The following is a 21,717-nucleotide window of genomic DNA, read 5'->3' as shown; positions in this document are numbered from 1 at the left end:
AGCACAGGATGAGCGAGAGCGAAAAAGCCGTAGAGGCGAATTGCGGTACCGCCGCGGCGACATTGATCTTGTTCTCAGACCGCCCGGACCGAGCTGCGGAACATCTCATGATCCAGCGCAGCGCTAAACTTCGGTTCGCACCCAACGCGCTGGTATTTCCGGGCGGGCAGGTGGACGAGGACGATGGCGTGATCGCGACCGATGCCAGGTTCGTCGATGTTCAGGTTGAGGACCGGGTCGAACGCTCTCATCGCGTGGCTGCCATTCGCGAGACGCTGGAAGAAACCGGCCTGGCCGTGGGCTTCGCGCAGCGAGGCGCGGTCGATGTGCCGGCCATGCAACGCGCGCTGAAAGAGGGGGCATTGTTCAGCAGCCTGCTCGCGACAGCGGGGATCAGCCTCGATATGTTGGCGCTGCGCCCTTGGGCACAGTGGCATCCTCGCCTGTCGCATCGTCGTTTCGACACGCGCTTCTATATTGCGCGGCACGACGGTGATCGCACTGTTCGGGTCGACCCGGACGAGGTGGGCCGGGCGCTCTGGATCACCGCAACTGATGCGATCGCCGAAGCGGAAGCAGGGCTTGCAAAAGTCATTTTCCCGACTTTGTGCAATCTGGAACGCCTGGCGGAGCATCCCAACTTTACGGCGGCGGAAGCACATCTGGCGACAATCGAATGTCGGCCGATTTCGCCGCAATTGCATGATGATGACAGCGGGAAGAGTTGGATCTCCATACCGGACGACAGCGGCTATCCCCTCACTCGTCGCCTGCTGTCCACGCTACAAGTGCCATGACCGAAACCGGCCCCGATCTCGCGCTTTATTACGCGCCTACGCCGAACGGATGGAAGATCACCATCTGCCTGGAGGAAATGAGACTGCCTTATCGAATCTGCCCCGTGACATCGGCCGGGACATTGCCGGAGGGGTTCCTTGCCGCCAGCCCGAATGGCAAGATCCCTGCGCTGGTCGACCGCCATGGGATGAACGGGCAGCCACAGGCCATCTTCGAGAGTGCAGCGATCCTGCTCTATCTGGCGGAAAAGACGGGAAGGTTTCTCGATCCCGCGCCGGATGATCGCTACGCCGTGATCCAATGGCTTGTCTGGCAGGCCGCGGGCCTGGGTCCGGCAGCGGGACAGAACGGGCATTTCCTATTCTATGCACCGGAAAAGCTGCCCTACGCCATCACCCGATTTGGCGGCGAAGTCCGGCGGCTATATGCCGTGCTGGATGCCCAACTCGCGCGAACCGGGGCCTTTGTGGCTGGCGACAACTACTCCATTGCGGACATGGCATGCTTTCCCTGGATCATGACGCACAAGGCACAGGGCTTGAGCCTGAACGACTATCCAGCGCTCCAGGCCTGGTTCGCGCTCTTGCGCGCGCGTCCGGCCGTACAGCGCGGCATTGCCGCGGGCGGCGGCATCGATGCCATGCGCTCCCACGCCTTCCAACGACCCCAAGGTCTTGAGGAGCAGAAAAATGAAGCTTGAAATGTTTTTCGATTGTTCCAGCCCGTGGAGCTATCTCGCCTTCGAACGCGTCATTCCGTTGGCAGAAAGCTTTGGCATCAGCGTGGATTGGCGCCCTGTGCTGGCTGGCGGGATCTTCAATGCGGTGAACCCTGGCATCGAATATTTCAAGTCAAAGGACAAAATGCCGAAGCGCAAGGTCGATTATCACCTGAAAGTCATGCAGGATTGGGCGGACGTGACCGACGTGAAGATCGCCTTTCCGCCGGCCGGACACCCTGTGAACAGCGTCCGGGCGATGCGCGCATGCCTCGTCCTTCGGCCGGTGGGTAAACTTGTTCCTTTCGCGCGCGCCTGCTTCCAGGCGATCTTCCGCGACGAGCGGCCGCTTGGCGAAGATGCGGTCCTGCTCGATATATGCGATCGGGTCGGGGTGGATGGACCATGGCTGTTGGACCGCATAGCCATGCAGGAGGTCAAGGACGCCCTGCGCGCTGAAGTCGACGAGGCCATTGCGCGCGGTGCCTTTGGCGTGCCTACATTCTTCCTCGATGACACCGACATGTATTTCGGCGTGGATTCGCTACCGCTTGTGAATGCCCGGATGAGCCGGGCGCGCGTCGTCGGCTGAGGGGCGTACGCCGCCGCCGTCCTGCATTTCGCGACCCTCTGTCGAGCTTGTGGACGGCTGATACATCCTCGACCTCGATCGGATCCAGTCCTTCGCGCAGTGGTTCGACCGTATAGCACGTCACGCGAAAGACCGTCCGATCTGCGGCCAGCGGTTTACCTGGTCTCATGCCGTTGCTAGACCGCCCGGATGATTGATTTGTCGCTGAGGCACTATCGCAATTCGGATGGGCTGACACTTGTTGGCGATATTGGTGGGTCGCTCGAAGCGCCCGCCGTGGTTCTGCTGCATGGTGGCGGGCAAACCCGCCATTCCTGGTCCGGCGCAATGACGAAGCTGATCGAGCAAGGGTACCTGGTGATCAATTATGACGCCCGCGGCCATGGCGATAGCGACTGGTCGCCGACTGGCGATTATTCCCTTCCTGCCTTGGCGTCGGATTTGCGTGTGATCCTTTCAACCCTCAGTGGACCCGTCGCGCTTGTCGGTGCTTCCATGGGCGGTATAACGAGCTTTTTCGCAATCGGCAGTGGCGCTGCTCCATCGGTCAGCGCACTGGTGATGGTGGACATCGCTCTCCGCCCGGCGGCGGCCGGCGTTGATAAAATACATCGTTTCATGACAAGCCATCCAAATGGCTTTGCCACGCTGGAGGAGGCTGCGGCCGCAATTGCCGCCTATAATCCCGATCGCCCCCGGCCCCGCAATCTATCAGGTTTGATGAAGAATTTGCGTCTGCGAGACGATGGACGTCTTCACTGGCATTGGGATCCGCGTCTCATGGCGCAGCGGCCGACATCGGAGCCGCCCTCAAGATTGCGCCAACTGGAAGAGGTGAGCAGCGCGGTGACGGTGCCCACTCTTTTGGTGAGGGGCGGAAACAGCGATATCGTCGATGATGAAAGCGTCTCCGACATGTTACAGCGGGTGCCGCAGACGGAGGTTTTCAATGTGCCCGGAGCCGGACACATGGTCGCGGGCGATCGCAACGATGCGTTCAACGAGGGCGTTTTTGCCTTCCTGGCCAAACATCACCCGCTCGTAGACCGTTGATCCTGAATAATGTGGCTGTCGAAGGCCGTCACATGGATAGTGCCGAATTTGTGTCGGCAGTTCCAGCATCTGTTCAGCCCAGCGCTGAACAGATGCTGGAAAAGCATGGTGGGGTAGACTGCTGTCCACCCCACGCATCTTAAAGGCCGTCGAGCCCCTTGCTGACAAGAATGTTCACCGCCACACGGCGATTCTGCGCCTTGCCTTCCACGGTGTCATTGCTCGCCAGGGGATCAGCCTCGGCCATGCCGGTGGGCGTCAACATGCGATAAGGTTTCCAGCCGCAGGCCTGCTGCAGATAATTCACCACACGGCCGGCGCGCTTCTCGCTCAGTACCTGGTTGAATTCATCGCCTCCGGTCGAATCGGTATAGCCGACTACCAGCAGGAGGGCATTGCTCATCCCCTCGGCCGTTGCCGCAGTCGCGCAAAGGTCGTTCTTGGCCTGTGCGGACAGCACGGCCTTGCCCGTGTCGAAATTGACGTTCGTCGTGCTTTTCACATTATACTGGTCGATCTCGCCCATCCGGCCGCGCAGTGCGGCAGTGGCCGCCGTCTGTTCCTCAAAACCCTGGGCGGTGCCGTTCTGAATCATCGACGCTGTCTTCAGATCCTTGTTCTGAAGATTGATCTGGCTCGCCACCAGGCCTCCGCCCGACTGCAATGTCTTGACCGTGACCGGCAGGCCATTCAGCAGGGAGGCTGCAGCCAGCCTGCTGCGGTTGAGGCCAAAAAAGCCCTTGCTGGCGCTGATCTTCGTGGCGTCGTCGATGACGATGACCGACTTGGTGCCGTCGGCCGCAGTCACCTGCATCTTGTCGCCGCTGCGCGCAGAAATAATGCCCTTGATTTCCGGCCCTTCGGTCTTCTCTGCCGGGAGATAAGCGGTCGCAGATACATCGGCTGACGGCGGATCCTGCGTCTGTGCTGCCAGGCTGCCCGACGAAGCGCCGGCCAGCAGGGCAAGAACGAACAGATATTTCGGGCTGTTGGATATGACACTCATCACGCTGCTCCTCCAAATTCGATCAGTCGGGCCTGCGTTACCGCAGCTTTTCGTCCGACTGCCGTTCGCATGATGGCGTGTTCGGCTGTCAGAAACCCCTCCATTGTCTTCCCACAAATCCTTCATGACGCCACGAGCGAGCGCCATGGGTGCTCTGCCTGTTAACCTTGACCTTTCTGCTGCATGAACAGTCTGGCGCAGTCCAGTAGTTGTTTAGGCAGTTGGAGCGCATCTTGCGACGAACCGAAGGAAGCGCCTTGGGCGATCTTGCCGTCATACTCGTCCCTACGGGCCAATAGATGCCCGCTATATTCAGCCGATATGGCGATTTTTGCCTGGGCGGGAGAAGTGCTGAAATAACAACGGAATTTGAACAGTCCGCTATTTGTCCTTTTGAAACATCCTCTTGGCATTGGTCGAACGACTATTCTCCTTCACCTGACCGCCGCGGGATCGGTATATCTGTAATGCATATCCGACACGACTCAGCCGCCCCTGTTCCGCGGGGACGCCCTATTTGATTGATCTGCGTAAAGAAGGGAAATTTTGAGGAACATTGCGCAGGGCTGGGAGTATTGGTCCTGAGTGGGACCACTATGAAGCCCGCCTCAAGAAAAGCAGGCCGGACAATGGACAGCAATTTTCTTCCCTGGGTGGCGGCCCACAGCGAAAATATCCAGTTGCGTTTCAATGCGCATCATGAAAGCCACACAACGGTCGCTCGTCATCTTCTCCACCGGGAACGGATTGGGGAAACGTTGCTATTCTCCGGTCATGATGCCCGTGCCGCCTGCATCGATGGCGAAACTCTGTGGGAGTTGAGTATTCGGCATTGGGATGGACATGACACGCATCTGGTGGGGCCGTCACTGGAAGAATGCCTCGCTCTGGCTGAAAAGCTTTTGCTCCCCTCGACGCAGGGTACGCTCGCAGCTTGACTTCGCCTGATTACTTCAATCGGTTCGTGCCCCTCAACGCCTTTCGCCAGAGGTCAGGGCCGCTCATCCATCAACGTGCGAACCAGCGACTGCATGCCCGCGTCGAATTTCGCCAGCATCACATGATCGTTCGCCGTCTCGAAATGCGTGATCAATCCGTTTCCGGTCCACCGATGAATCGCGAAGGCCGGCGGGTCCGCAACGATCATCGGACGGTTGTCGGGAGCCTCCGGGTCCATCGGCCGCATGTCGAGGGCAAGCTGCGGCGCGGTTGATGAGCAGATCGCGATCGTCGTGCCGTTCCAGGGCGCGACGACGGAACGATGGATGTGACCGCAGAGGATCGCCTGCAGATTGGCGCGGCCAGCGATCGTCGCGGCAAAGCGCAACACCCACGCTTCGTCGGGATGGGTGTTCATCCAGTCAATGCCCACTTCGACGGGGGGATGGTGCATGACGATCAATGTCGGGGTAACGTCATCTTCGTCCAGTCGGGCGGCAAGCCATTGCGCGCGCCGTTCGCAGAAAGCGCCGCCATGACGCCCCGGTTCCAGAGTGTCGAGCATGATGATCCGCCGTCCGTCCTGATGGATCACATATTGGACAAAGCCGTCCTGGACGGGAATGTGCGGGAAATGCATGGCGAAATGCGCCCGGTCGTCATGATTTCCCATGCAGGGCCAGACCGGAAAATCGCACTGGCTGAAAGCGTTCGCCAGACGGCGGTAGCTGTCCGCATCGCCCCGGTCGGTAAGGTCGCCGGTCGCCAACAGCAGATCGGGGCGGTTGGGGCCGTCATTCAACGCCCTCAATACCTGATCCAGCCGCTTGCGGTTGAATTCGGCGGGGTTGTCCGGGTCGAAGCCCAGATGGATGTCCGTGACCTGCGCGATCAGCATTGGTCTGCTCCCCCTCTTATTGCCCTTGTCTGACCTTATGTGCATCGGTTGCTGCAGAGGCAGTTGTTCGATCCTGCGGTTCAGCCCGGCTTCGGCATGCGCGGAAGCGCGGGGTTGGCCGAGTTGGTCAATTTTTTCCGGTCTTGCATATCCTTGTCCAGCGACGGGGTGGCGGGCGCCCATGGGGCACCATCGCCGATATGATAGCTGTGACACATGGCGCAGCCCGAAGGCACGTCCGCCTTCGCCTTTTCCCCGCCGTGACAGGTGCGACAACTGTCGATTTTCGGCAGCAGCAATTGCCGGGCGTCATGCGACCTTGGCGCTGCATGGCAGCTTTCGCATTTCTCGGTCCTGTGGGCGGCGTGATCGAACCAGCCGTTCATCATGTAGCGCATCGGCTGGTGTACCGGCAGCACCTGCCAATTCGCATTGCCATTGGTGCCGGGTGGCGTGACGGTGTGGCAATCATAGCAAGCGCCGCCCTTCGAGAATACCGCACGTATCGCGTCGTCGGCGCGGGAGGGGCGAGTGGCCGCCGCACCGAAATAAGCGTGGTAGATCCGTCCCTGAGCATAATCGCCGGGCCGACGACGCGCCACGCCGCCGAGGGCCGGAGGCTCGACCGGCCCGGTCGAACGGAAATAAGCGCGCAGGTCAGCAATCACCTGATCGGGCTGGCCGTGGCGGAGCGTGCGGACTGTGCCGCCGATCGTCTCAAAGGCAAGACTGTGGCACATCTGGCAGTCGCGCTCCATGTCCACCGGCAGGAAGCGTACGCCATCGGCGGTCGGCTTGTGGCAATCCTTGCAGGCAAGTGCGTCGCCAAATCCATATTGCACCTTCATCGTCCGCGCCATTTTCGCGACACCGCCCGTCGCGGACAAATGGATGTCATGCGGGAATTTGAGACCGCTGTCGTCTGCCAGCCGGCTATCGAGGGATCTGCGCGAGAAGCTGGGGCGTTTGCCCGGCCGCGTTTGAACCAGCACGGAAAATTGCGGATGGCTGGTGCCGAAATCGGCGGCATTGCCGATCTTGCTGTCCTTGAGCCGGTCCTTCAATGTGCCATGACAATCCGTGCAGAAGGCCTGCGGCGCGGGCTGCATCGGACCCGCCCCTTCATGTTCGCGATGGCAATCGACGCAGGCGCCCTCAGGCGGTTTGCCAAAGGCGGCAGCTACCCCTGCCAGCAACTTGCCCCCCAGCCCCGCTTCTGCCCGCGCCATGGCGATGCGGGCGGCGGGTGCATGGTCGTGCACGTCCTTGTGACAGGTCTGGCAGGCGCTGTCGCGGACAGAAACGAACGCCTTTTGATGGCAGGTTTCACAACGTCCTTCGAGCGCGTGATGCGCCTGGCTGAGCGGGCCGGAGGACCAGCTCTTGTCGCCCACGACCGTGTAGATGTTGCGCATGTCGTTTGCCGGCCGGCTGGCATAGCTCCAGATGGGCACGGCCAGGAATCCGATCAGGATCGCCAGCGCCAGTCCCCACGCCGTCAGCCGCTTGCCCGGCAACAGGCCGCGCAGCGAGAAGACCCTCGCTTCCTCTTTTTCCTCCGAAGCTTCCGACACGGCGTCGATGCGGCGGATGGAAAGGACGGTTGCTCCATCCTCACCCCGCGACAGGGTGATGCGGTGCCCCCCGAAGCGTAGTTCCGCACCCTGGGCAGGATCGATCTCGGCACGCAGGACCGTGCGGCCCTCCAGCTCGAAACCCAGCGTGCCGGTGGCGCGCAGGCGGACGGTGCGCTCGTCGACCTGCTCGATCCGGGCATGATCGGGCTCCAGCGCCAGGTCAGGCAAGTGAATGTCGTTTTCCGCCGCTCGACCCAGCGAAAGTTGCGATTTGGCGATTGACGTGGCGCGAACGATCTCGCGGCCATCGGCGGTGAGGCTGATCTGACGGACTAGGAAGCTCATCTCACGCTCACCAGTAGAAGAAGACGCTGACGATATGCGCGGTCAGCGCGGCCAGCAGGGCAAAGGTGGCGGGCACATGGATGTAAAGCCAGATTTCCAGCAGCGCCTTCAGCTTCAGGTGTCGGCGCAGGCGGGCCAGCATAGCCTGCTTGCGTTCCAGCAGCGCATCGACCCTTTCCAGCGGATCATTGCCGGTATCCGGCGTGTCGCCCGTCCAGCGGCGCAACGCCGCCTGCGCCCGGGCCGTGGCGCAACGGGGATAGCGGCCGGAAAGGCGCGCCACCAGGCCGCCGCCAAAGGGATCATCTTCCAGCGACTGGCGCACCAGCGCGGCCTGCTCATGAGTCAGGGGCTGCGCGGCATCATGCAGTTGCCGGTCGATGGCGCGCACCGCGTCGAGCATCTGCACCTGCGTCATTTCGGCGCGGTTGTTGCTGAGGGCTGTAGGCAAGGACGCATAGACGGTGATGCCGAACAGGCCCGAAAGGATCACCAGCATCATCAGCGCATAGGCGAGCGTATGGACGTTCCAGCCAAGCTGGAAGCCGGTGTGCAGCGTGGCGATGACGATCAGGCTGAGGCCAAGATAGACATGGGCGGATGTCCATGCCTTGAGCGACCAGCGTCCCCGCGTCATCGCCCGCTTGCGCAGGCCGAGCAAGGTCAACCACAGGATCAGCAGCGCGCCGATCGTGCCCATGGTATAGCCGTACCAGCTACCGCCATTATGGTGCGGCGTGACGTCGACCAGCATATAGCTGGCGATCGACAGTATGCAGATCATCGTCGCGATCTTCAGCCAGCGAAAACCGGCGTGGCGAAGGAAGCCGTCATGCAGCACCTCGCCCCTGGCGCGGCGAATGGGGCTGGCGGCAGGCGTCGCCATCAGCGCGCCTCCCCGCCAAGCCGGGCTACCGTCAGGAAATCCTCCGGTGCCACGCGTATGGCCGCTCCAGTGGGACAGGCGCGCACACAGGCCGGGCCGCCCTCAATGCCCGAGCACATGTCGCATTTGATGGCTTTTTTCGGCTTTTCAACGCCGGGTTCCGCATTCTTGTAGCGCCATTTCTTCGACGGTTCGCCCGGGCCGGGGCCAGCACCGAAGAACATCCAGCTGAGCAGACCCGGCTTTTTGGGCGGCACGCTGTCCATGCGGATCACTCCATAGGGGCAGTTGCGCTGGCAATTGCCGCAACCAATGCAACTGTCGTCGATGAAGACCTCTCCATCAGGGCCGCGATGGATGGCGTTGGGCGGGCAGTCGGCCATGCAGTGCGGATGCTCGCAATGGCGGCAACTCGTTGGCACATGCAGGTGGGCGTAGGTGCGGCCCGCTTCCCGGTCGAGGCGGGAGAGGCCGTCGTGACTGTCCGCGCAGGCCTTTTCGCAATTATCGCAGCCGACGCAGAGATGTTCGTCGATGAGGAGAACGTCAGTCGCTTCGCCTATGCCATTGTCGACCAGGAATTTCGCCGTTTCCGAATACATGTCGACGACGGTCGAGAAGCTGTCCTTGCGGCTTTCGACAAATGCGTTGACGTCCTGCCGAGCCGCCATGTCGCGCCGGGCGCGTTCCAGCAGGGCAGGCTTGGCGGCCATCAGCCTGGCGAAGGCATCGCCGTTCAGCCTGATGACCTCGGACTTGACCGTCGCCTTGACCGTGGCCGTGCGCGGGCCGCCTGCGATCAACGCCATTTCGCCCACATAGCTGCCGGCGGGAAGATAGGACAGGAAGACGTTTTTCCCGCCGATCTTCTTTTCCACGATCATCGACCCGACCCGGATCACATAGATGTCATTGCCGATATCGCCTTCGGTGAGGATCGCCTCCCCCGCCTTCACCGTTCGGATTTCCGCCGTGTCGAGAATGTCGGCAATATCCGCCGGGGTCAGGCCTGCGCCGAACATCTGGAGCAATTGCCGCTCGGTCGAGATGCGGGTGATGGCGCGCTTGGCGGGAGGGTTGGAGGACATGAGCTTGAGCGCCGCCGTGCGCGACACCTCCACCATGATCGAGTCAGTGCCGGCCCGTACGGTCGCGCCGCGGCGGCGGCCGGAAATCAGGCCGACCTCTCCGAAGATCGAACCCTGCTCAATGGGCACATCGACGCCGGGCGCGATTTCCACCAGCGCCTGCCCGCGCGCAATGCCGAAGAGCGAGGAACCGGGGTCGAACTTCTCGAAGATCAGGTCGCCGCTGCGATAGGCGCGCACTTCGCTGTCCAACATGAATTCCCGCATCTGGAGCGGAGACAGCCCCTCCAGGATCGAAACGTTGGCGCGGAGATACTCCAGCCATTCCGCGACGCTCTTCTTCTCCGGCAATCCCGCGAACTTGGCGGCCAGGATCGGTTCGTCCGCAGGCTTCAGGTCGCGATTGCCATTGATATATTCGACGACGTCATAGCCCTGGTTCATGCAATGCTTGATCAGCGGATAACCGGCCAGCGCGCCAATCACGAAAATGCCGGGCGCGGTGCTTTCGAACACCGGCGACAATTTCGGGAAGGCCAGCCGGTCCCCACTGGTGAATTCGATGCCGCAGCTCTCCACAAAGGCGCGCGGCGGAGCGGAGCCCATGCGCGCGATGATGCGATCGCATTTCAGCTTCACCTCGCCGTCACGGCTGTCGAGCGTGATGAAACCGGGCTCCACCTTTGCCGTGGTGCTTTCGGTCATGATGGCAAGGCGCCCCGCTTCAGCGGCGGCCATCAGCGCCTTGACGTTCGCAGCCTTGGCGCTGGCGAACTCGGTCGATCGGTTGAGGATGGTGACGACATTGCCCTGCGCCTCATCGGCAGCGAGACCGAGGGCATTTTCTATGCCTGCATCGCCCGTCCCGACGACAAAGATGTGCTCGTCATTATATTCCGCTGGATCGTCCAGCTGATATTGCACATGGGGCAGGTCGGCGCCCGGCACGCGCATCAGATTGGGATTGCCCTGCGTGCCGATGGCCATGACGACGGCATCGGCAATCACCTCCCTCCCGTCGTTCAGCGTCAGCCGATAAGGTGGCGCGAAGCGCTGGATTTCCTTCGTTTCGCTCGTGCCGTCACGCTTGCGCTCAACGATTTTCTGGATGCTGCCCGCGATCGGATCGCCGGTGCCGACGATCGCCTTCACTTCCGCATTATAGGCTATATTGATGGCCTGCGCGTCTGCCTGTCCGTTCCAGCGGTCGAGAATCGATTCGCGCTTGCCCGCCTCGAAATCGCAGTCCGACCGCAGCACGAGCTGGCTGGGCGTCGCCATCACATGCTTGCCCTTCTGATATTTGAAGATGGTGTCGGACAGATGGTCCGTCTTTTCTATCAGCAGGTGCGAAAGCCCCAGCGCAGCGGCGCGCGCGGCCGCACTCAGCCCCGCCGGCCCCGATCCGACGATCGCGATACGCACGCGGTCATTCAATGATTGTCCCCCGATATGCCCCTGTGTTCCGGCTGTTACCGGACGCTGTCCCGGGCGGCACTCTATCATTTCCGCAGCGTCACGCTAGAGAAGATCGCGGGGAACAACCGGGGAGTGCAAGAATAATGGGTTGGAACTGGAGGCGCGTGTTGCTGATGGGCGCGGTTGGCATCGCCGCTCTATCCATCGGCTATAATCTGACGCACGCGCCCGAGGAAACGAAGGTGCCAGCGCTGCCCTCCCCATTGGCAGCTGGCCAGGAGCCTGCCGATCCGGAGGCGGTGATACGCGCGCTTCAGGAACGGGTCGGGGCCAACCCCAACGATGCGGAGGGCTGGCAAAGGCTTGGCTGGGCTTATTTCGAAAGCGGCCGCCATGCCGATGCGGTGCGCGCCTATCGTCACGCGACAAAGCTCGCGCCCGGCAATGCGACCTTCTGGTCGTCGCTAGGCGAGGCCGCGGTGATGGAGAGCGAGCGTGATCCCATGCCGAAGGAAGCTGCGGACGCCTTTGACCGGGCCATCGCACTCGATCCGAAGGATCCCAGGGCGCGTTACTTCCTGGCGGTGCGCAAGGATCTTGCGAAGGATCATAAGGGCGCGATCCGCGACTGGCTCGCCCTGCTGGGCGACACGCCACCGGGCGCGCCATGGGAAACCGATCTGCGCCGGACGATAGAGCAGGTGGGAAAGATCAACGGCATTGATGTCGCGGAACGGCTGGCCGCGGTGAAGCCGACTGCGCTGCACCCGCCATTGGGTGCCGGCATGTCCGTGGCGACGGCGGCGATCCCTGGTCCCAGCCGCGAGCAGATGCAGGCCGCGGCACAGCTTCCCCAAGGACAGCAGGACGCGATGGTCGGGGGAATGGTGGCCAGTCTGGAGTCCCGACTGAAGGCCAATCCGGGCAATGTCGACGGCTGGATCATGCTGATGCGCAGCCGCATGACGCTGGGCGAGACGGGCAAGGCGGTGGCGGCCTATGCGCAGGCGCGGTCGGCCAATCCAGCGCAGGCAGCGCGGATCAGGGATGAGGCGCGGATATTGGGCGTGCCGGGCGCCTGAGCCACGCGCCGCCAGTCCTGTCGGGCCAGTCATCCCCGGCCAGTTTCAACGAAGCAAAGGCGGTCGCCAGCCCTTCATATCCACTTCGTCGCTGACCTTATAGGGTATTCCCCGGGAGGTCAGGAACAGCCGCTCCATTTCCGGGCGGGTAAAGGGGCGCGAGCCGAGGCGACCGAACACCGCGATCTGCCCGCCCGTTTCGTCCACCGCGCGATCGCGGTCCAGCCCTTTGGACAGCGCCAAGGCCGGCGAAGGCGTCCGTGCCCAGGCGATCAGCTCCGGCTTGGGCGCTGGCGAAAAGCCGTAGAAATTGGGCTGGCTGGCCGGACTGGTCAGCTGCACCACCTTCAGGCCATTCCGGCCATCCGCGACATAGGCGAACAGCGACGCGTTGGTCGTGCCGACGATCACATCCTCCACATCGGTCATCTGGCCACCAAACGTCTCCTTGGCGTAGACGACGGGACGCAGCGGATTGGTGATGTTGACGATTGCAAGCCCTTCGGACTTGGCCGCCACATAGGCATAGGTCCGGGCAAGATAGATCCGGCGCGCATCGGCCAGCGGCACGGTGGCGGACGGCACCGCCACCGGATCCGTAAGCTTCGTCACGTCGAACAGCTTCAGCCCTTCTGAATCCGTGACCCACAGATAGCGGAACTGGATCGCGCTGGCCCGCGCGTCCTTCATCGGGCGGACGGCGGCAAGACGGGGGTGAAGCGGGTCGCTGAGGTCCACCACGACCAGTCCGACATCGGCAGTGATATAAGCGATCTGCCCCGCAAGCTGGATATGCCGCGCCCCGTCGAGCACGCCGTCGGGATTCCACGTGACTGCCCGCTTCAGGAAATTGTTGCGGAAATCGCCATCGGCCATGGTCTCGATATTGACCATGATCAGCCCTTCGACGCTGTCCGTCACCGCCGCATAGCTGTAGATCGGCAGGAAGGGCTGTTCCTGGTTGATCCGGCGCAGTTCCGGCGTGTTGCGCAGCGGATTGACCGGCTGGTTGGTGGCAAGCGCCATGCAGGTCGCGTTCCTGGATGAAACGCCGCTGTTGTGGCCCAGCTTTGAGAAGGGCGCACTCAGGATCGGTTCGGAAATACCCTTGTTCGCGATGGATGCCACGTCATAGACGCGGAAACCGCCCTTCCCCTCGGCCACATACATATATTCGCCGCGCAGTTGCAGGCATCCGACGCGATCGGCCGTCCCCTTCACGACATTGCGGAACTCTTCCACGGCATGGGTCTCGCCGGAAGCCTTGCCGTCGAAATATTTGCCGCGCACCCAGTTCTTCAGTTCGCGCTTGTTCTGCTCGACGTGCAGCTTCCAGTAATCGGGATAGGCATATTTCTGCAGATAGCTGCCGATCACGGCCTGCGGCTCGTCCCATTCGGTGACGCGGATCGCCTCGAATCCGCTCTCCAGCCCGGTCCAGGCGTTCAGGCCGACGAAATTCACGAAATTGGTGCCGAGCAGCAGCAACTGCGACATGATGGCATTATTGTCGTCCTTGGCCGACAAATGACAATCCGTGCAGGTCTTTGTCTCCGTCCGGCGCACTGTATGCGGGAAATGGGGGGCAAAGGCCTGCGACGAAAAGCCGATGCCCGATATCGGCGGCTGCTGGATGTAGATGCGTTCGCGGTTGATGTTTGTGGATGACAGGACCAGCGCCGAAGTCGAACGAACCGGGGCCGTTTCATTGCCCTTGGTCGTCATGTGCTTGCCGAGCTGGAACATCTCGTCGCGCGCCACCTGCGGGTTATAGGTCGCGAAGTTGCGCGTTTCCTCTCCATCAAAATGGTGAAGCGAGGTCTTCCAGTTCGCTTCGATCGGCAGGTGGCAGCCACCGCAAGTGGTCGTCCAACTGAGGTGGCAGGTGAAGCAGGCCATGCTGTCGTCGCCATGCGCCCGGTCTTCCTTGGCGACGCCCGGCCCAAAGGCAAAGCTGCCGTCCTCCGCGCCCGAACGGCTCATCAGCTTGGCGCGAGCGGCCTTGGCGTTGAAATGCGGATTGGCCGGATCGACCGAATCCTTCACCAGCGACACTTCCCACTCCAGCTTCGGGTCGACGATCGAACGCTGGATCAGCCGTTGCCGCCCGCTGGCATCGAAATACCATTCGAACCGCCGCTTGCCGTCCGGATTGCGCAGCAGCGCAAGGTTCGTCCCCTTGGGCGGCGCGGCCGGGCCGGAGGTCAGCAGCGTCGGATAGGCGTCGGCCGTACCATGGCAATCCTTGCACCCGATCTCGATCGCATTGGCCACCTCGCCATAGATGAAGCCGTTGCCATGGCTGTCCTGCGCGAAATGGCAGTCGGCACATTGCAGGCCTTTTTCGGCATGGATGTCCATAAGATGCACGGACTTGCCCGGATTGGTGCCGACGGGGACGAACTTGCCCTCCCCTTTCCTGCGCCATTTTTCCGGGTCCTCGGGTGACACGATCTTGCCGTCCGCGTCGAGCAGATTGCCTTCGCGGTCGCGCTTGAACACGCCGCGGAAGTTCCAGCCATGGCCATGATAGTCCGCGAACTGCGTGTCCTTCGCCTTGTCGTTCAGGTCATAGACGTTGCGCAGAAATTCCAGGTCCGACCATTTGCCGCGGGGACTGGCCCCCTCGGGATTGCGTTCCAGCGTCTGGTGCACCTGCGCCGCGGTCGGATATTTCTGCTTTTCCGGCCACATCAGGGACGCGTCGGACTCATAGTCCCACATGGTGTAGCCCAGATAGCTGTTCAGGAAGATATTGGGCTGGTGCATGTGACAGTTCATGCACTGCGCGGTCGGGATCGCGCGGGTGAAGGCGTGGCGGATCGGATGACCGCTTTCCTTGACCGCGCCAACGGGATGATCGGGAGTGATCGTCTCGCCATGGGGCCCCTTCAGCCCACCATGGCTGATCTTGGCCGCAATGGTCGGATCGATGGTGGCGGTCTGCCCATCGCGGCCATATTGCGCATAGATCAGGCTGTGGCGGGGCTCGCGGTCATTGGCATAGACGACATGGCACCCGGAACAACCCGAATGGCGATAATCGCCGGGCTGGTCGTTCGTGCCCATGAACCACATATAGGGGTCGTTGAGGCGGGTCTTGTGAATGTTGAGTGCCGGGATCGCCACGCGCAGCCCCGTTCCGGGCCCGCGATTGGACTGCTTGAGGTCCGGTCGCCCGGGTTCTTCCAGCCGCTGGATCGAGCCGGTGGGATTGGGCAGGCCTATTTCCGCGAATTGCGTGTTGATATTGCGCCCGCCTCGCTCGAACACGCGGAAGACGTCGCCCGGTGGAATTACCTGCCACGTCGGCAGCGGATAGAGTTCGGCCAGCGCGCCGCGCGCCTTCTCCCCGGCGGTCAGGGTGCCGGGGGGCGTTCCGGGCGAGACGATCTTCGCCGGCTTGCCGTCCTTGGTGTAGGCTTCCCCGAAGATATAGTTCTTGAAGGGCACGATGCCGTTATTATAGGCCGCCCCGCCCCACAGCATCGCGCCCGATGCCATCAGGGATCGCTCCGCCGCCTCGATGACCTGCATGTGGCACGAGCCGCACGCTTCCCGCGCCACGCGATAGTCGCTGGGGTTGACGAAGCGGACGAATTCCGGCGCCTCCCGGTTCAGCAGCGTGTAGGTGCGCTGCGGATTGGCGGAGGAAGGGTAATGCCAGCTCCTGGGATAGCGGGGCAGGACATGCGCTTTCTCCCGCGCGGCGACATAGGCAGGATCCTCAAAGCCCAGAGCCGGATCGCCACGCACTGCCGCATTGCCGCCATGACAGTCGGTGCAACCCAGCATGACCGCCGGGGTGGCATGCATTGATGGCTCGTCCGTCTTGCTATGGCAGCTGTAGCAACCATCGGATTTCGCGGCGACCTGTTCGGCGGTCTGGCTCATCGGTGCGGGCGGCACGACGGCGTAATGGCGCTCCACCGGCTTTTCGGCGTCGGAGGCGTGGAGGATGGCGACGGGGATGAGGAGGGCCGCGAGCAGCAGGAGGAGCAGCGCCATTCCCGCAAGGGCAGAAATCCTGTTCCCGGGTCGGACCGCGGCGCGTGCCTTCGCGCGAGCACGATAATGCGACAGGGAGGCGGCGGGCCAGCGCATCAGTAACTAAGGATCAGATTTGCGAGCACCGAATAATAGTTTCGGTTGCGCTCGCTGTTGGTGAAAAGGTCGCGAAATCCCGCGCCGGGCAACAGGGTTGCACCCGACAGGCGGAAGACGATGTTCTGCGTCGCCTTGGGTCGCCAGATCGCAGCCGTCGACAGATCCCATCCGATGGACCTGGGAATGCTGCCCTCATTGCGCAGCGCCTGGAGCGTTGCCGTATTCTGGAACCATAGATGGTTGGCGTTGGCCGACAGGCGAAGTTCCGGCATCAGGTCGAAGTCGCCGCCGGCGCCGAGCAGGATGGTGCCGGGATTGTTGAAGTTCGACTGGCCCTGTTCCTTCGAGGAGCGCAGGGAGTTCAAGATTCCGTTCCGTCCGTTGACTCCAATGACGCGCCCGCCGCCGGCGAAGGGAATGGACTGCCTGATCCAGTAGCTGGTGTCGGCTCCCGCAAAGACTGGGTTTTCGAAAATCGCATCGAACCCGTTTTCGCGATTGTCATGAGGATTGCCATCGCCGCTGGCGTACAGGCCTGAGATGCGGAACCGCATCCAGTCCTTGTCGATGCTCGCTTCGGCCGCCGCGAAGAACGCCCTGATCTGCGCGGGACGCGAGGTGAAGAAGCTGTTCCGGTCCTCCCCCAGCGCACCATAGAGCGACGCCGTCAGGTTCACCCGCCCGATCCGTCCGTCCGCATTATATCCCAGATAGACGACATCATATTCCCGCCCGCGCAGGTCGCCGAGCAGCGCCGGACGGACCGGAAAGCCGTTATCGTCGATCTCGATGTCCCGCTTCTCGCGGTTCATGTTGTAAACGGCGGTGATCTGGCTGGTGAGGCCAGGGATCAGGAAGTCCTGGCGATAGAGATTGGCCAGGAATATCCAGTCCCGACGCGGTGACTGCACAACCGAATTGAGTCCGCTGTTAGTGTCCTTCTCCAATCGCCAGAAGGCAGCCAGATTGAACTGGAAGCGGTTATTGTCGCGATTGCCGAACAACCGGATTCCCAATTGCTGATCATTGAACAGGAAACCGCGAAAATCCGACTGAAAGGGCTGGATGCCGACGCGCAACGACCGGAAGTCGTAGCGATCGGACGTGTTGGCAAGGTGATAGTCGACAAAGGCTTCCTGCACGCCCAGAAAATGATCGGTACGATGGGACGGCCGGGAGGGCTGCACGAACAGCACGCGCCGCTCAGGCACGTCCGCATGGTTGACGTTGAGCGCCAGCGTCAGGCGATATTCGATCTCCGGCGGCTTGAAGGCGGTCGCCCCCTTGATGAGGGCCACGCCGCCGATGAAGGTCTGGCTGAACACATAGCTCGCGTCCTTGCCGAAGACGTCGATGCTGCCCGGCCGTTCCGTCGTCTGCACCCCGACCGGGATCGGAAAGGTCCGCGGCTCCAGCACCGTGTCGCTCACCGCATTGGCGACGAAGAACCAGTCGTCGCCCTTGATCGGCAGCCATTTCACCTTTTCGCGGTCGATCGGCCTGTCGCCCTTCAGCGTGTTCTGGTTATAGGGATCGAACCAGCGCTCCTTCACCACACCCAGGCTCTCTATCAGGCGCCAGCGGTCCGGGATCGGAACCTGGTCGGTCGGAAAGGCCTCTGGCGGAGGCGCGCGGACCGCGCCCTTGTTGTCCTGCGTCACCGCGTCGGGCAACGGCGCCTCATATCCGGGGCGACGGCGGCCCTCTATGGACTGCCCATCGGCGTCCAGTATCTCCTGCCAATTGTCCGGCGGAGGCGGCGGCACCGGCTCGCCCGGCTGCGCCAGCGCGAACAGGGGCAGGAGGGAGACGAGACCCATGCCCTACAGCCCCGCGCAGACATTTTGCGATGCGCTGGCAAGGAACGGCGCAAAGGGACAGCTTACATAGCGCAGCCGCACCGTCGCATTGCCCAGATCGACGACGATCTGATCAGCGCGGATCGCGGCGGGCGCATTGCCGATCCCGCCGACGCGCGCACCGCCATTGTGCAGACCAAGAAAGCTGATCATGTCGTCCTGATCGATGCCGTCGCCCGATACACCGATGCCGCCGACCAGAACATTGCCGCGATAAATGGGTACGGAACCCGGAAAGATCTGAATGCCGTTCTGCACCCGGTTCCGGTTGGACACGGTCGGGACAGCCGAGCAGCGCTGGGGCGTGTCGGTTGCGTTCGCGCCCGTCACATAAGCGAGATGCGCGGCAAGGTCGCCCACCACCAGCGCAGATTGCAGGCCGGTGGAGAAGGGATTGAACTGCGCGATTGGACGCGAAAAGGGTCCGTTCGGCCGCCCGACCTCCCCATCTGGGAAATAGGGTCGGGAAAGATTGCCATTGGCGCGGTCGGTAAAGGCATGCTGCCCGGTCAGCGCGGAAGGATCGTTGAGGAACGTCCGCGCCTTGCCGACAAAGGCAGCGACATCGGCGCTGCTGCTCGCCGACAGGTCTGCCGCCGCATGGGCGCCGGAGAAGAAAGCCGCCGTACGCGCCTTCTGCAGGCTGACGTCGGTGCCGAAGATTGGCGCATCGGGCGATCGGACGATCCCCAGTGCCTGCCCGCGCGTATCGACCAGGCTGATCGTCACCTGCGCCCGGCTGTCCAGCGGTTGGCGGATCTGCGCCCTGGCCCGGCTCATGACGGCGAAGGCTTCTTCAAGGATCGCGGTCACTTCCGCCGTAGTGAGCGGCTGCGCCACATCGCCACCGTCGGTCCCGGCGCGTATCGGGAAGCGGTCATTGCCCGATCCGTCCGTCAGCACGAAGGCGTCCATATTGGAAAATTCGGCTGATCGCGCCGGCCGGATGCCAGACGCCTCCGTGCCATAGGCGACGCCGGGCAGGATCGCAGGCGCCGGATCACCATAATAGCCGCGCACCGCGACCAGTGAACCCTCGCTTCCGTTGATCGCGGCAAAACTCACGGCACCCGTTGCGATCAGGCCGGAATAGGCTGCATCGGAATAGCGCAGCGAAGTGCCGTCCACCGTGATTCGATCGGCGCGGATAGCCTCGGGCGCTTCAAACCCCAGGGTTCCCGCCAGCGCGACATATTCCTCTGGATCATTATCATCATCAAGGACATTGCTGTCGGAGCCGTATACCCCGTCCGCCATGACGCCGACGCCGCCAACCACCACGCCATTCTTGTAGAGGGGAAAGCCCCCCGGATCGGCTGCCAGCCCCAATGGAGAGCGCTTCGGCCCGATCATCGCCTGTGAGCCGGACGAGACAAAGCGCGCGGACAGGTCGGAACAGGGCAACTGGCTGAACTGCACCCCGAACAGCGGCCCGCTTTCCAGCCCGGCGGTGGTCGGTGCCGGCGGGAAATGCTGCTGCACGATCATGCTCGCCGTGCGGGTGGAAAAGGCGTTGCCGCCGCTCGACAGATAGGCGCCGGTGATCGCCTTGGCGATGGCGCCGGCCTCGGCGGGAACGGTCAGGTTCTGCGCGTCGATATTATCACCATTGGGCGCCGCGCTGGTGATGGCGCTGGCGCGTGCCCCCGCCATGCGGAATATCGCGAGCACATTGCCCACCCGGTCGGTCACCGCGACCACGGCGGGCAGATTGCGCGCCTTCGCCTCCGCAACGGCATGCGCCACTACGGTTTCGACGTCCGCTATCGTAAGCGACTCCTGCGCAGGCGCTGCGTAGAGGCTGGACGGTGGCGGCGTTGGCGCAGGGGTCGACGTACCGCCGCCGCTGCCACCCCCTCCTCCACCGCCGCCGCAGGAGGCAAGAACCAGTACCGCGCCAGCGGCCAGGGCGCTCAACCGGTGGAGCCTGCCACTCATTGCAGCGCCCCGATACCGCGCGCCGCGCTGCCAAGAGATGCACGGAAATCTCCAGGGCGATAGCTGTTCGGTTCCTTGACCGCGGCATAGGCGCGGTTGACGTCCGCCCGGATCCCCGCCGCGGCGCCCACGGTGACGCGTCCGGATTTCACCAGGCTGTTGAGCAATGTATCGATCGCCATGACGGCCTGTACGGATCCTTCATAATCGGTGAAGCGCGGCGATATGGCGCTGCCCGCAATCTCGCGCACGATGGCGAAGGCCATGTCGCCCCGCATTCCCCCAGCGGCAAAGGCATCGGCCAGGGCCCGCGCGCTGCCTGCCAGTTTGCCAGCGGCAGCTATCGCCGCAGGGCGATCCCGCGCGATTGCCGCGTGGAACGATCGGCTGTCGGCGTCGAAACGCCCCGCAAGTCCCGGCGCTGCCACGCGCGCCGCCGCGGACAGCAGGATCATGTTTTCGTCATTGAAGGGGGGCATGCCTGCCGGGATCGGGCGGCCCGGATTGGCTTCCCAGGTCTTGCTGCGTTCCGCCTGGTCATAGATGCGGCGGTGGCAGCTCTGGCAATCGAAAAAGTAGAATTCGGGGAAAGTCCCCTCCATGCCCTTTGTGCCGGCATAGAGGGCCAGGGCGCGTTCCACGGCCATCGCCTGCCCGACCGCCCATAGCTTCAGGCTGTCGGTTCGCCCCTTGCGTCGTGCGTAATCGGCATCTTCATCATGATGCGCCTGCATCGATGAGAAGAGGTCGAGCTCGAAGGAGATGCGCGGATGGCCTGCCGCCATGATCCGATGCGTCACGAACTGACCGTCCCGCGCACTGCCGAAATGACAGTCGAGGCAGACCGATGCCCTCGTCTCCGGCTGGTCTAGTGGGGTCATGCCGGCTGCGACATTGGCGGCATGGCTTGCGCCCACCGCGTAATGGGACGCTATCCAGCCGCTTGCCGCGCCGTGGCACGCCTCGCAGCCGACGCCGTCCTGCGCCAGAAAACGCGTGCCGCGCGCTGCGGCCGGCGTGGAATGGCAGCCAAGGCACGCGGGCGCAGAGGACGGGTCGCCCAGTCCCAGCGTCGCCGCGATCTGTCGCCCCCGCGTGCCGTTCAGCACCGCGAAGGCGCGGCTATGGGCGCCGCCCGGCGTCGAAGGCTCCTGCCAGCGCATAAGCTCATCCTGGCGTACGACCTTGCCGTCGCCTTCCATCCGGCCGTGGCAGGTGGAACCGGCGCAGGAAGCGACGCCAGTATAGGTGCGAACAGCCGACGCGGCATCCGCCACACCCGAACCTGCACCCGGCAGAGCGGACAGCAGCAGCCATCCCAGCAGCATGGCGACCAGCGCCATCCCGCCCAAGGACCTGCCTATCACCCCGACCTTGCCCCTCATTTGTCACGCCCCCGTGCAGGCTGATTC

At 62.9% G+C, this 21,717-nt stretch carries 15 protein-coding genes; 6 read left to right on the top strand and 9 right to left on the bottom strand.

The genetic code is table 11. The features are described 5' to 3' along the window. The first annotated feature begins 8 nt into the window (after positions 1-8). The 4 genes from ACN9MX_RS20145 (at position 9) to ACN9MX_RS20130 (ending at position 3,161) form a co-directional block, all read left to right on the top strand. Positions 9-797, top strand: coding sequence for an NUDIX hydrolase (locus tag ACN9MX_RS20145; protein ID WP_363828525.1), 789 nt, complete (start codon positions 9-11; stop codon positions 795-797). Then, positions 794-1,498, top strand: a complete 705-nt coding sequence (locus ACN9MX_RS20140) for a glutathione S-transferase N-terminal domain-containing protein (RefSeq protein ID WP_363828522.1) — start codon at positions 794-796, stop codon at positions 1,496-1,498. Before ACN9MX_RS20145 ends, ACN9MX_RS20140 begins: the two co-directional genes overlap by 4 nt. Further along, positions 1,488-2,108, top strand: coding sequence for a 2-hydroxychromene-2-carboxylate isomerase (locus ACN9MX_RS20135; RefSeq protein WP_363828519.1), 621 nt, complete (start codon positions 1,488-1,490; stop codon positions 2,106-2,108). The genes ACN9MX_RS20140 and ACN9MX_RS20135 overlap by 11 nt, the downstream gene beginning before the upstream one ends. Before the next feature lie 189 nt (positions 2,109-2,297). Continuing rightward, positions 2,298-3,161, top strand: a complete 864-nt coding sequence (locus tag ACN9MX_RS20130; RefSeq protein WP_363828516.1) for an alpha/beta fold hydrolase — start codon at positions 2,298-2,300, stop codon at positions 3,159-3,161. A 139-nt stretch (positions 3,162-3,300) separates the two neighbouring features. On the opposite strand, the gene ACN9MX_RS20125 is transcribed toward ACN9MX_RS20130, so the two are convergent. Then, entirely contained in the window at positions 3,301-4,167 is an 867-nt protein-coding gene (locus ACN9MX_RS20125; protein ID WP_363828513.1) for an OmpA family protein, read from the bottom strand. A gap of 629 nt (positions 4,168-4,796) precedes the next feature. Here ACN9MX_RS20125 and ACN9MX_RS20120 point away from each other — a divergent pair. Beyond that, positions 4,797-5,105: a hypothetical protein gene (locus tag ACN9MX_RS20120; protein WP_363828509.1), complete on the top strand. Its 309-nt coding sequence runs from the start codon at positions 4,797-4,799 to the stop codon at positions 5,103-5,105. Positions 5,106-5,158: 53 nt separating this feature from the next. Here the strand turns inward: ACN9MX_RS20120 and ACN9MX_RS20115 are convergent, their stop codons facing one another. From ACN9MX_RS20115 to ACN9MX_RS20100, 4 genes are all read right to left on the bottom strand, one after another. Beyond that, positions 5,159-6,004 carry a metallophosphoesterase gene (locus tag ACN9MX_RS20115; protein WP_363828507.1) on the bottom strand — a complete coding sequence of 282 codons (846 nt, stop codon included), beginning with the start codon at positions 6,002-6,004 and terminating at the stop codon, positions 5,159-5,161. A gap of 80 nt (positions 6,005-6,084) precedes the next feature. Then, positions 6,085-7,926, bottom strand: coding sequence for a cytochrome c3 family protein (locus ACN9MX_RS20110; protein WP_363828504.1), 1,842 nt, complete (start codon positions 7,924-7,926; stop codon positions 6,085-6,087). A 7-nt stretch (positions 7,927-7,933) separates the two neighbouring features. Beyond that, a complete protein-coding gene (locus ACN9MX_RS20105; protein WP_363828501.1) occupies positions 7,934-8,812 on the bottom strand; it encodes a hypothetical protein in 879 nt (292 codons plus the stop codon). Then, positions 8,812-11,325: a cyclic nucleotide-binding domain-containing protein gene (locus tag ACN9MX_RS20100; protein ID WP_363828499.1), complete on the bottom strand. Its 2,514-nt coding sequence runs from the start codon at positions 11,323-11,325 to the stop codon at positions 8,812-8,814. Before ACN9MX_RS20100 ends, ACN9MX_RS20105 begins: the two co-directional genes overlap by 1 nt. 167 nt (positions 11,326-11,492) lie before the next feature. Here ACN9MX_RS20100 and ACN9MX_RS20095 point away from each other — a divergent pair, with 167 nt between their 5' ends. Next, entirely contained in the window at positions 11,493-12,401 is a 909-nt protein-coding gene (locus ACN9MX_RS20095) for a tetratricopeptide repeat protein (protein ID WP_414714645.1), read from the top strand. Between the two features lie 45 nt (positions 12,402-12,446). On the opposite strand, the gene ACN9MX_RS20090 is transcribed toward ACN9MX_RS20095, so the two are convergent. The 4 genes from ACN9MX_RS20090 to ACN9MX_RS20075 form a co-directional block, all read right to left on the bottom strand. Beyond that, on the bottom strand, positions 12,447-16,409 hold the full coding sequence (locus ACN9MX_RS20090) for a multiheme c-type cytochrome (RefSeq protein ID WP_426387700.1): 3,963 nt from the start codon (positions 16,407-16,409) through the stop codon (positions 12,447-12,449). 95 nt (positions 16,410-16,504) lie between these two features. Further along, on the bottom strand, positions 16,505-18,328 hold the full coding sequence (locus ACN9MX_RS20085; protein WP_363828492.1) for a hypothetical protein: 1,824 nt from the start codon (positions 18,326-18,328) through the stop codon (positions 16,505-16,507). 3 nt (positions 18,329-18,331) lie between these two features. Beyond that, positions 18,332-20,305, bottom strand: coding sequence for a heme-binding protein (locus ACN9MX_RS20080; protein WP_363828489.1), 1,974 nt, complete (start codon positions 20,303-20,305; stop codon positions 18,332-18,334). Then, on the bottom strand, positions 20,302-21,690 hold the full coding sequence (locus tag ACN9MX_RS20075) for a multiheme c-type cytochrome (protein ID WP_363828486.1): 1,389 nt from the start codon (positions 21,688-21,690) through the stop codon (positions 20,302-20,304). The genes ACN9MX_RS20080 and ACN9MX_RS20075 overlap by 4 nt, the downstream gene beginning before the upstream one ends. Positions 21,691-21,717: the final 27 nt, after the last annotated feature.

The organism is Sphingobium sp. R-21 (assembly GCF_049913335.1).
In the GTDB taxonomy this organism is placed as follows: Bacteria; Pseudomonadota; Alphaproteobacteria; order Sphingomonadales; family Sphingomonadaceae; genus Sphingobium.
This window is presented reverse-complemented; position numbering and strand designations above follow the sequence as displayed.